This window comes from Phenylobacterium sp. (assembly GCF_036723115.1).
In the GTDB taxonomy this organism is placed as follows: Bacteria; Pseudomonadota; Alphaproteobacteria; order Caulobacterales; family Caulobacteraceae; genus Phenylobacterium.
Genome location: NZ_DAIMHV010000095.1, coordinates 1 through 10761, shown reverse-complemented (window position 1 = coordinate 10761; position 10761 = coordinate 1). Strand labels below are relative to the sequence as shown.

At 69.7% G+C, this 10761-nt stretch carries 12 protein-coding genes; 6 read left to right on the top strand and 6 right to left on the bottom strand.

Annotated elements, in window-relative coordinates; genetic code table 11:
• The 4 genes from V7D28_RS10570 to V7D28_RS10555 all read left to right on the top strand — a co-directional run.
• A partial coding sequence (locus tag V7D28_RS10570) for an ABC transporter ATP-binding protein (RefSeq protein ID WP_333587350.1) occupies positions 1-880 on the top strand: 880 nt, incomplete at its 5' end.
• Positions 877-1827 (top strand): ABC transporter permease, encoded by a 951-nt coding sequence (locus V7D28_RS10565; protein WP_333587349.1) that lies wholly within the window; start codon positions 877-879, stop codon positions 1825-1827. The genes V7D28_RS10570 and V7D28_RS10565, both read left to right, overlap by 4 nt.
• Positions 1827-2618 carry an ABC transporter permease gene (locus V7D28_RS10560; RefSeq protein WP_333587348.1) on the top strand — a complete coding sequence of 264 codons (792 nt, stop codon included), beginning with the start codon at positions 1827-1829 and terminating at the stop codon, positions 2616-2618. The genes V7D28_RS10565 and V7D28_RS10560 overlap by 1 nt, the downstream gene beginning before the upstream one ends.
• Positions 2619-2655: 37 nt before the next feature.
• Positions 2656-2820 (top strand): hypothetical protein, encoded by a 165-nt coding sequence (locus V7D28_RS10555; RefSeq protein WP_333587347.1) that lies wholly within the window; start codon positions 2656-2658, stop codon positions 2818-2820.
• 15 nt (positions 2821-2835) lie between these two features.
• On the opposite strand, the gene V7D28_RS10550 is transcribed toward V7D28_RS10555, so the two are convergent.
• Genes V7D28_RS10550 through V7D28_RS10530 form a run of 5 tightly spaced genes read right to left on the bottom strand, consistent with a single transcriptional unit; the run spans position 2836 to position 8347 of the window.
• On the bottom strand, positions 2836-3954 hold the full coding sequence (locus V7D28_RS10550; RefSeq protein ID WP_333587346.1) for a glutathione S-transferase family protein: 1119 nt from the start codon (positions 3952-3954) through the stop codon (positions 2836-2838).
• A 43-nt stretch (positions 3955-3997) separates the two neighbouring features.
• Positions 3998-4465 (bottom strand): GNAT family N-acetyltransferase, encoded by a 468-nt coding sequence (locus V7D28_RS10545; RefSeq protein WP_333587345.1) that lies wholly within the window; start codon positions 4463-4465, stop codon positions 3998-4000.
• An 11-nt stretch (positions 4466-4476) separates the two neighbouring features.
• The gene (locus tag V7D28_RS10540) at positions 4477-5886 is read right to left on the bottom strand and encodes an amidase (RefSeq protein ID WP_333587344.1); all 1410 of its coding nucleotides are present in this window, start codon (positions 5884-5886) and stop codon (positions 4477-4479) included.
• A gap of 38 nt (positions 5887-5924) precedes the next feature.
• Positions 5925-7076, bottom strand: a complete 1152-nt coding sequence (locus V7D28_RS10535) for a DSD1 family PLP-dependent enzyme (RefSeq protein WP_333587343.1) — start codon at positions 7074-7076, stop codon at positions 5925-5927.
• Positions 7077-7087: 11 nt separating this feature from the next.
• The gene (locus V7D28_RS10530; protein WP_333587342.1) at positions 7088-8347 is read right to left on the bottom strand and encodes a D-arabinono-1,4-lactone oxidase; all 1260 of its coding nucleotides are present in this window, start codon (positions 8345-8347) and stop codon (positions 7088-7090) included.
• A 121-nt stretch (positions 8348-8468) separates the two neighbouring features.
• On the opposite strand from V7D28_RS10530, the gene V7D28_RS10525 reads away from it, so the two are divergent.
• Entirely contained in the window at positions 8469-8681 is a 213-nt protein-coding gene (locus V7D28_RS10525) for a DUF4287 domain-containing protein (protein WP_333587341.1), read from the top strand.
• A gap of 46 nt (positions 8682-8727) precedes the next feature.
• Here the strand turns inward: V7D28_RS10525 and V7D28_RS10520 are convergent, their stop codons facing one another.
• Positions 8728-9618 carry a LysR substrate-binding domain-containing protein gene (locus tag V7D28_RS10520; protein WP_333587340.1) on the bottom strand — a complete coding sequence of 297 codons (891 nt, stop codon included), beginning with the start codon at positions 9616-9618 and terminating at the stop codon, positions 8728-8730.
• 99 nt (positions 9619-9717) lie between these two features.
• On the opposite strand from V7D28_RS10520, the gene V7D28_RS10515 reads away from it, so the two are divergent.
• Positions 9718-10761, top strand: a 1044-nt coding sequence (locus tag V7D28_RS10515) for an NADP-dependent isocitrate dehydrogenase (protein WP_333587339.1), incomplete at its 3' end; no start/stop codon positions are given.

Genomic DNA, 10761 nt, shown 5'->3' with positions numbered 1-10761 from the left:
CCGGCCGCCGCACCTGCGGCCGGTGAACATGATGTTCCAGTCCTATGCGCTCTTTCCCCATCTCAGCGTCGCCCAGAACATCGCCTTTGGCCTGAAGCAGCTGAAGAAGCCCAAGGGGGAGATTTCCGCCCGGGTGGACGAGATGCTGGCCCTGGTGCGGCTGGAGGGCCTGGCCCACCGCAAGCCCGACCAGCTGTCGGGCGGTCAGCGCCAGCGGGTGGCCCTGGCCCGAGCGATCGCCCCCAATCCCAAAATGCTGCTGCTGGACGAGCCCCTGGGCGCCCTGGACCGCAAGCTGAGGGAAGAGACCCAGTTCGAGCTGATGGCCCTGCAGCAGCGCCTGGGCATGACCTTCCTGATCGTCACCCATGACCAGGAAGAGGCCATGATCACCGCCGACCGGATCGCGGTGATGCGGGCGGGCAGGCTGGTCCAGATCGGCCGCCCGGCCGACGTCTATGAGGCGCCGAACTCCCGCTACGTGGCCGACTTCATCGGCGATGTGAACCTGTTCGAGGCCAGGGTGGAAGCCGATGACGGCGACATCATCCGCCTGGTCAGCGCCGAGGCGCCCAGCGGCCTGGAGGCGGTGGAAGAATCCGAGGTGCCGCCCGGCTCCACCGCCTGGCTGGCCGTGCGGCCGGAGAAGATCAGGGTGCATCTGGATCCGCCGCCGCCCGGGCCCAACCGGCTGGAGGGCGTGGTGGCCGACATCGGCTATCTGGGCGACTGGACCACCTATCTGGTGGAACTGCCCGGCGGGCGCACCATCCGCGCCGCGCGGGCCAATGCCAGCCGCGTGGTGGAACGGCCGGTGGACTGGGACGACAGGGTCTGGCTGACCTTTGACCGCGACTCCGCCGTGGTGCTCACCCGATGAGCGAGACCGGCGGCCCGCGGTCGCGCCGACCGTGGAAGCGGCTGGGGCGGCCGCGCGGGCGGCCCAGCTGGGAGGCGCGGGCGGCCTTCCTGCCCTTCCTGTGGCTGGCCGTCTTCTTCCTGATCCCGTTCCTGATGGTGGCCAAGCTGTCCCTGTCGGACGTGGTCCTGGCCATCCCGCCCTATGCGCCGCGCATCGACTGGTCCCAAGGCCTGGCCGGTCTGACCGCCTTCGTCCGCGCCCTGGATTTCGAAGCCTATGCCCGCATGGGCCGGGACGGTCTTTATCTGGCCGCCTATCTCTCCAGCCTGAAGTTCGCCGCCGTGGCGACGGTGATCCTGCTCCTGGTGGGATATCCGCTGGCCTATGGCATGGCCCGCTGCGGCCCGGCCCTGCGCCAGGCCCTGCTGATGGCGGTGATCCTGCCCTTCTGGACGAGCTTTCTGATCCGGGTCTATGCCTGGATCGCCATTCTGAAGCCTGCTGGCCTGCTGAACATGGCCCTGAACGCCGTGGGCCTGCCCTCGGTGGACCTGCTGAACACCGACACCGCGGTCTATATCGGCCTCGTCTACGCCTATCTGCCCTTCATGGTGCTGCCCCTCTATGCGGTGCTGGAGCGTCAGGAGGCGAGCTTGCTGGAAGCCGCCGCCGATCTCGGTTGCACGCCGACCCAGGCCTTCTGGCGGGTGACCTTCCCCCTCTCCCTGCCTGGCGTGCTGGCGGGCGCCCTGCTCTGCTTCATTCCCATGGTGGGCGAGTTCGTCATTCCCGACCTGCTGGGCGGTTCGGGCACCCTGATGCTGGGCAAGACCATCTGGACGGAGTTCTTCGCCAACCGCGACTGGCCGGCCGCCAGCGCCCTGGCCATCGTCCTGCTGGCCACCCTGATCATCCCGATCGTCATCTTCCAGCGTCAGCAGACCAAGATGATGGAGACCCGGTGATGCGGCGCGGACCGAGCCCGTTCAACATCGCCGCCATCGTCCTGGGCCTGGCCTTCCTTTACCTGCCCATCGTGCTGCTGGTGGTCTATTCCTTCAATGACAGCCGGCTGGTCACGGTGTGGGGCGGCTTCTCCACCCGCTGGTACGTCGCCCTCTTCCAGAACGAACAGCTGCTGGCCGCCGTGTGGGTCACCTTCCGCGTGGCCTTCGTCTCGGCGACCCTGGCCACCCTGTTGGGCGCGCTGGCGGCCCTGGGCCTGGTGCGGGCTGGCCGGTTCAAGGGCCGCGGCCTCTTTTCCAGCATGACCTACGCCCCGCTGGTCATGCCCGAGGTGATTTTGGGTCTGTCCCTGCTGCTTCTGTTCGTGGCTGTGGGCTTTGCGCGGGGCTTCTGGACGGTGATGATCGCCCACACCACCCTGACCCTCTGCTACGCCACGGTGGTGGTGCAGGCGAGGCTGGTCTCCTTCGACGAGGCGCTGGAGGAAGCCGCTCGCGACCTGGGCGCGCCGCCCTGGAAGGCCTTCGTGCTGGTGACCCTGCCCAATATCGCGCCGGCCGTAGCCGCGGCCTGGATGCTGGCCTTCACCCTGTCCCTGGACGACCTTGTGATCGCCAGCTTCACCTCCGGCCCCGGCGCCACCACCCTGCCCATGCGCATCTACAGCGCCGTGCGCCTGGGGGTGAGCCCGGAGATCAACGCCATCTCCACCCTGCTCATCGGCCTGGTGGCCACGGGCGTCATCGCCGCCTATCTGGTGACTATGCGCCGGCGCAAGCCCGCCCATTAGCGCCTTCAGCCCTCCCCCTCGAAGAAAGACCGCCGCCATGAGCGACCCAGAAGCCCCGCCGGGCGAAACCCCGATGCAGCGCGCCCTGCGGCTGAAGAAGGCCGCCCAGGCCGCCCGCAGCCAGCCGCCCGGGGGCCGCTCGCCCCGCGATCCGGCCGGCGCACGATCGGCGGCCCGGTCCAAGCCCTGGATGACGCGCTAGAAGAGGCGCCCGGACTCAGGCCCGCGCCCAGACCTCGATGTGGTTGCGCCGGTCCACCCGGGCGCTGCGCGGCGCGCCGACGGCGGACAGGCCGGCGCGCGCCAGCAGATCCTGCGCCCAGGCCTGGTCCTCGCCCGTCAACTCTCGCAGGGCGCGTTCGGCCCGCTGGACCACATAGAGAAGGTAGGGCTGGACGCCCACCTCGTCAGGCGCGCCGCGATAGCGGCTCGGCGCCAGGCCCAGGGTCCGCTGATGGGGCTTGGCGCTCACCGGCTCGCCGTCCGCCGGCGCCAGGCGCTGATAATGCGCTTCCAGCCAGGCAAGCTTGTCGGCCAGTTCCGGCCCCATCTCCCGCCCCATCTCCAGCACCACCGCTTCCACCGTGGCCGGCACGGCGTCATCCGCCATCCAACCTTCGGCCTGCGGCATGTCGGGCAGGTCGAGATCGGGCGCATGCAGCCGCTCGATCCAGCGATAGGTCGCCGGCGCCGTGCGCTTCATGATGTCCGAAGGCACAGGGTCGCGGCCCAAATGGGCGTAGAGCGGACCAAACAGCCCGTAGTCGCCAATGCTGGGGCGGCCGCCCAACAGATAGGGGTGCAGGCTCAGATGAGCCTCCAGCGCCGCCAGCAGATCGGCGAAGCCCTGCTCGATCAGGGGGATGGTCTCCTCCCGCACCCCCAGAGCCGGCAGGTAGCTCTGCATCCGGCGCATGACATTCTGCGCCGCCCCGGCCGGCGCGCCGGCCGCAAAGGCGTGGTCGAGGAAGGCCGCCTGCTGGTCGTAATAGGTCCACCGATAGTGCATGGCGCTGCGCAGCAGGCCCTGGGAGCCAAACAGCTGCAGCAGGTGGGCTGCAAATCGCTGGCGCGGACCTTCGGGATAGGCGCTGAGCCGGGCTCCAGAGGCCTCCACATGGTCGATGATGTCGATACTGTCCTGGACGATCTGGCCGTCCGGCGTCACCAGCACCGGAATGATGGACCGACCGATCAGCGGCTGGACCTGGCCGGTGAATTCCGGATCGCGCGGCGAGCGCTCCACCATCGGCAGCCCCTGCTTCCGCAGATAGGCCCGCGCCGGGCCCGTATAGAGCGAATGGGGCAGCCCGTAGAGGATGAAGGGTGGGGTCATCGGTCAATCTGATCTTTCGCCATCAAGTCCAAAGCGCTTGCGGTCATGGCGCAGCTGTCCACCAGGTCGAAGCCAGCGAGAGGTCCGTCTCCTCCAGAAGCGCCGTCTTGGCTTCATCGCGGCGGGCGCCCACCACGACGATCTGCGCGTAGCCGAGCTCTCGCAGGCGTCGGCGCGCCTCATCCAGAAGACCTCGCCCAGCGATCGGCCAGAGATCAGGCTCCACCACGAAGTCATCGATAAGCGCGGTCCTTCCGCCCGGATCATAGACCGGCGGCGAGGGCGTCGGCTGGGCGATGAGGAAACCCCGAACCTGTCCCTCCGTCTCCGAAACAAGGGCTAGCGTTTCCGCCTTGGCGAACAGGTGGGCGAACCAGAGCCGGCTCAGCTCGGAGGCGCCGGCAGCCCGCTTCCAGAACCGAGGTTCAAACGTCTCGTAGAGGGCCCGGCGCGCCTCGGCTAAGCGGACGCAGGCCTCAATGTCAGCCTCTTGCGCAATTCGAACATGCATGTCGGCGCCTCTCAGAGCGGCGCCAGGCGGTCGAACCAGGGCCTGGCCTGTTCCAGCTGACCGGCCAGGCGGAAAAGACGCGCCTCCTGGCCCATGGGCGCCACGAACTGGAGCCCGAGCGGGAGGCCCGAGGCGCTCCAGGCCAGGGGCACGCTCATGGCCGGCTGGCCGGTGTTGTTGAAGGCTTGGGTGTTGTTCATGAAGGAAAACAGTCTGCTGGCGTATTGGGACAGGTCCTCCGACAGCCAGCCCACGGGCGGCGCCGGACGCCCCGTGGTGGACAGAAGCAGGATGTCGTAGTCGGCGAACAGTCCGGCCATGGCGCGGCCGAAAGCGTGAACCGTGCTCACCGCCTGGACATATTGCGGGGCGCTCAGCTCCCGGCCCCGGCGGTAGCTGATCCAGGTGGTCAGCTCGACCTCGTCCTCGGCGATGGGCCTGCCGCGCCGCTCGGCCTCGGCCTCCAGGGTGGCGGCGACGCTGGCGGCGATGATCACGCCCGCGGCCTGGGACAGGGCCGCCATGTCCCCAGGCAGGGCCGCCTCCTCCACCTGATGGCCCAGGCTCTCGCATAGGACCGCGGCGTCACGCACGGCCTGGACACATTCGGGGTCCAGCTCCGGACTGGCCAGGGAGGCGGTGGAGAAGGCGATCTTGAGCACGCCCGGATCGCGGCCCACCTCCTGAGCGAAGGGGCGCTCGGGCGGGGCGAGGAAGTAGGGGTCGCCCGGCTGAGGCTGGCAGATGATGTCCAGCAGGGCGGCGCTGTCGCGCACCGAGCGGGTGAGCGCGTGCTGCATGGAGGCGCCGGCCCAGCCTTCCCCCAGGGGCGCGAAGGACACCCGCCCGCGGGAGGGTTTAAGGCCGAACAGGCCGCAGGCGGCGGCGGGAACCCGGATCGAGCCGCCCCCGTCGCTGGCATGGGCGCCCGGCACGATGCCCGCCGCCACGGCGGCCGAGGCGCCGCCCGACGACCCGCCCGGCGTATGAGCTAGGTTCCACGGGTTGCGGCTGGGGCCGAAGAGGGCCGGCTCGGTCACCGGCGCCAGGCCGAATTCCGGGGTGTTGGTCTTGCCGAAGATGACCAGGCCGGCCCGACGATAGGCCGCCACGATGGCGCTGTCGGCGCCGGCGCGGGCCTGGGCGAAGGCGCGCGATCCGCCGGTGGTCACCGTCCCCTCCAGCTGGGCGCCCAGGTCCTTGAGCAGGAAGGGGACGCCGGCGAACCGGCCCTTGACCCCGCGGTCCAGCTCGGCCCGGGCGAAGTCGGCCAGGTCGAGGGTGATGGCGTTGATCTGCGGATTGACCGCGGCCGCCCGCTCAAGCGCCGTCTCCAGCAGTTCGGCGCCCGACACGTCACGCCGGGCCACCAGATCGGCCAGAGCGGTCATGTCGCACCGACGATAGTCTTCGAACTTCACCGCGCGTCTCCCGTCTTGTTGTTATGTCGTCGGCGCGATCAGCGGCTGCGGCCGCGGGCGCTCACCGGCCAGATGTCCACCAGGGTGTCGCCCCGCACCACGTGATAGCTCTCATAGAGATTGACCGTGGGGTCGCAGTGGGGGACCGCCAGGGTCACCATCTCGCCGGGCCGCAGGGCCTCGCCCACCCCCGGCGCGATCAGGGCGCCGTGCTCGTCCCCCATGAAGGCGAAGCGCGCCCCGTCCGGGGCGCCGGCCAGCACCTGGGGCGGATCTGCGTCGGTGGAGAACGCCTTGAACCCCGCATCCAGGGTGACCAGGGGGCCGTGATTGGCGCTGACCACCCGGGCGTCCACCATGAGGCTGCGGCCATAGGGCTGGCCCGGCGCGGCGCCCAGCTGGCAGGCGGCATACTGGTCGTCCATGAAGACGTAGGAGCCGACCTGAAGCTCGTTGAAGACCCCGAGCTCCAGGTCGATCTCATGGGTGCCCGTCCCGCCGCCGGTGACCACGGGGGGCGCCAGACCCGCCTGCGCCAGGGCCGTAAGGGTCCCCTTCAGGGCTTCGGTCTGGGCGAGGATGGCCGCCCGACGCTCGGCATAGTCCTCGATATGCTGCTCGCGGCCGCAATACTTCTGGACCCCGCCAAAGCGCAGGGATGGCGCTTCGGCGATCTGCCGGGCCAGGGCTACCGCCGCCTCGTCGCCGGCCACGCCTGTGCGCCGAATGCCGGGATCGATGTCCACATAGACGGTGAGCGGGGCGTCCGGCTGCGCGGCTGCGGCGAGGGCTGCGACATTATCGGGATGGTCGGCCACCACCGACAGGCCAGGACTGCGCCCGTTGAGGGCGACCAGCCGGGCGATGGCTGGGGGGGAAACCACCGGCGAGGTGACGTGCAGATTGCCGATGTCCCCGGCCGCCAGGGCCTCGGCCTCCCCCAGCTTGGCGCAGCACAGGCCAAAGGCGCCGGCCGCCACCTGGCGCCGGGCGATATCGACGCTCTTGTGCGTCTTGGCGTGGGGACGCAGCCGCGCCCCCGCGGCGGCGGCCTTTCGGGCCATGGCGGCGATATTGGCCTCGAGCACGTCAAGATCGAGGACCAGCACCGGCGTGTTGAGCGCCCGGCGCGAGCCTTGCTGACCGATCAGGTGGCCATGCAGGCGGCGGTCGTCGGATAGGGCGGACATGGGCGCTCCGGTCAGCTGAACAGTTCGGCGAGGTGGGGATTGAGGAACTTCCCCTGGGGATCGGCCCGGCGGCGCACCTGCCGGTAGCGCTCGGCCTGGGGATAGAGGCGATCCACATCGGCGCGCTTGAGGAAGTGACGCTTGCCCCAGTGGGGCCGCCCGCCATGGTCCTGGAAGATGGGCTCGGCGGCGGCGAACAGGGGCGCCCAGGGCATGCGGGCGTACTGGTGCATGGAGATCGAAGCGCCCGGCCCGCCGTTGAACGGGCTGATCCACAGATCATCCCCCGCCGCCCAGCGGAATTCGAAGGGAAAGGCCACCGGGCGGCGCCCTTTGCGGATCCAGTCGATGGCCGCCTTCAGGGCCGGCAGTCCGGCTTGCCGGGGCAGCTCATACTCCATCTCCTCGAAGCGCACGTTCCGGGTGGAGGGGAAGATGCGGTAGGCGGGCCCCACCTTGTGAACATCGCCCGAGGCCCGGGTCATGAACCTCTGGATCGGGCCGGCCAGGAAGGGGAAGGTCCGCGTCAGGTCGCAGCAGAAGCGGAAGATCTCCTCCTCATTGCTCGGCTGGCCGCGCGGGGTGTCCTCCGCCTCGATGGGGTGCAGGGTCTTGACGATGGCCTCGTCGGCATAGGGGAAGACGAAGAACTCCGCATGCCGGTGGCGCTGGGCCAGATCGGCGAAGTTCTCATAGACCCACGCCATGGGCTTCTTCTCCACCCGCTCCTCCAGCCGGTAGGCCGGCAGGACGTCGATGGTCGCCGCCACGATCACGCCGAACAGGCCGAGCGACAGACGCTGGGCCTCGAAGAGGTCCGGCTCCTGGGCGGGGCTGGTTTCAAGCATCTGTCCGTCCGGCCCCACCGCGCGCACCCCCCGCACCAGGGTGGACAGGCTGCCCAGGTCGCGGCCGGTCCCGTGCGTGCCCGTGCCGATGGCTCCGGCCAGGGACTGGGGGTTCACGTCCCCCTGGTTGGGCAGGGACAGGCCCTCGTCCCACAGGGCCTTGGTCAGCCGCTTCAGGCTCCAGCCCGCAGGCGCGGTGACCGTGCGACGGTCCGGCGCCACCACCAGTTCGCCCTCAAGCTCGGCCAGATTGAGCAGCAGACCTTCGGTTTGGCAGAGCGGAGTGAAGGAGTGGCCTGCGCCCACCACGCGGACGCGCTCGGCCTCGCGCACCAGGGCCTGGAGCTCGCCCAGGGTCCGCGGCTGTTCAAACCGCGCCGGCGTCGCGGCCACGCTGCCTGACCAGTTGGTCCACTGCGCCATGCTTCTCTCCCTCGGGCTCTTGTGGCCCTCCTCGTCGGAGTGAAGCGGATTGCCGCAGGCGCCGTCCAGCCTGCTTTGCCCCGCATTGACAAATACGAGGGGCCGTCGATGACTGGCGCCCATGAGCGAACCGAAGATCAAGGGGCCGGCGTCCTACTTCCCGTCCATCGAGAAGACCTATGGCCGTCCGATCGCCGAGTGGAAGGCCCTGATCCGCGCCGCCTTGCCGGCCAAACACATGGAGCTAGTGGCCATGCTCAAGACCGAGCACGGCATGGGTCATGGCCACGCCAATGCGCTGGTCGCCCTCACCCTGGCGGAGACCGACGGCTGAGGCCTGAGGCTTGGGCTTGAGGCCTGAGGCCTGAGGCCGCCGCCGCTCAGGCCGCGCGAGGCGGGCTGCGGCGGTCCAGGGCGTGCAGCACGTGCTCGGCCAGGCGTTCGGCCGCCACCGGAATGGCGCCGCGCGGCCGCATCAGGGCGATTTCCGCATCGGCCAGATCCGGCAGGCCGCTCTCCTCCCCCAGCACCACCAGATCGGACGGCGCCATGTCCCGGGGCAGGACGGTGATGCCCAGCCCGGCGCGCAGGGCCGCGTGCTGGCCCGCCAGGGACGGGCTGATATAGGCCGAGCGCCAGGAAATCCCACGACTGTCCAGGGCCGCGATGGCCCGCTTGCGATAGACGCAGGGCGCCGGCGCCAGCACCAGGGGCGCCCTTGCGCCGGGCTCCAGCACGCCCGGATCGGCGGCCACCCAGACCAGCGGCTCGCGCCACACCCGCACCCCGAGGTCAGGACCCAGCGGCTCGCGCTTGACCAGGACGAGGTCGAAGTCCCCGTCCCTCAGCCCGTCCAGCAGGCGCAGGGTCAGGTCGCAGGTGACGCTGAGCGCCACATGCGGATGGGCCCGGGCGAAGGCGCCCAGCACCTCGGGCAGGTACTGGGTGGCGAAGTCCTCCGGCGCGCCCAGCCGCACTTCCCCGGCCAGGTCGTCGCCGCGTAGGCCCGCCAGGATTTCGTCATTGAGCCGGAGCATCTGGCGGGCCTGGGGCAGCAGGGCCTCGCCCTCATCGGTGAGCACCACCCGGCGCGGATCGCGCGAAAAGAGGGTCACGCCGAGCCGCTCTTCCAGCCGCCGCAACTGCAGACTGATGGCGCTCTGGGTCCGGCCCAGCCGCTCGCCAGCCCGGGTCAGGTTCCGAACCTCGGCGATGGCCACGAAGGTGCGCAGCAGGTCGAGGTCGAGATTCTCGAAGCGATCCGGCGTCATGATTTCAAATACTCATCTCTGATATGCGGACAATCAAGAGAAATAATTGCTGCCGCACCGTTAGACGGGGATGGCCAAGCCCAGCCTGAGGAGCGCCCCATGGCCCAATCCGCCCCTGCCCCGATCACAGTCGCCCTGGGCGACGGCGTCGGTCCAGAGATCATGCAGGCCTGTCTGCGCATCCTTGACGCCGGCGGGGCGCGCCTCGCGCCCGAGTTCATCGAGCTGGGCGCCTCGGTCTGGTCGGCTGGCCACAGCGCGGGCGTCACGCCCGACGGCTGGGAGAGCCTGCGGCGGACCGGCGTCTTCTACAAGGCGCCCATCACCACCCCGCAGGGCGGCGGCGTGAAGTCGTTGAACGTCACGATCCGCAAGAGCCTTAGCCTGTTCGCCAATGTGCGGCCGGTGGCGACCTACGCCCCCTTCGTCGCCACCCGGGTTCCCCACATGGACCTGGTGATCATCCGGGAGAACGAAGAGGACCTCTATGCCGGCATCGAGCACCGGCAGACCGCCGACGTGGTGCAGTGCCTGAAGCTGATGAGCCGGCCCGGTTGCGAGAAGATCGCCCGGTACGCCTTCGAGTTCGCTCGCAGCCAGGGGCGGCGGAAGGTCACCTGCATGACGAAGGACAACATCATGAAGATGACCGACGGCCTGTTCCGTCGGGTGTTCGAAGAGGTCGGCCAGGACTATCCCGACATCCTCCAGGACCACATGATCATCGACATCGGCGCAGCCCGCATCGCCGATACGCCCCAGATGTTCGATGTGGTGCTGGCCCCCAACCTCTATGGCGACATCATCTCCGACATCGCCGCCCAGGTGGCCGGATCGGTGGGCCTGGCGCCCTCGGCCAATATCGGACCGCACGGCGCCATGTTCGAGGCTGTCCACGGCTCGGCGCCCGACCTGGCCGGGCGGGACGTGGCCAACCCCTCTGGCCTTCTGCTGGCCGGGCTCATGATGCTCGACCACATCGACCAGGGCGAGGCGGCGGCCAGGATCCGCAACGCCTGGCTGCGGACGTTGGAGGACGGGGTTCTCACCTGTGACATGGGCCGCGCCGGCGAGCCCGTGGGAACCCGCGCCTTCGCCGAGGCCGTCATCGCCCGGCTGGGCCAGGCCCCGCTGTCGCTGACC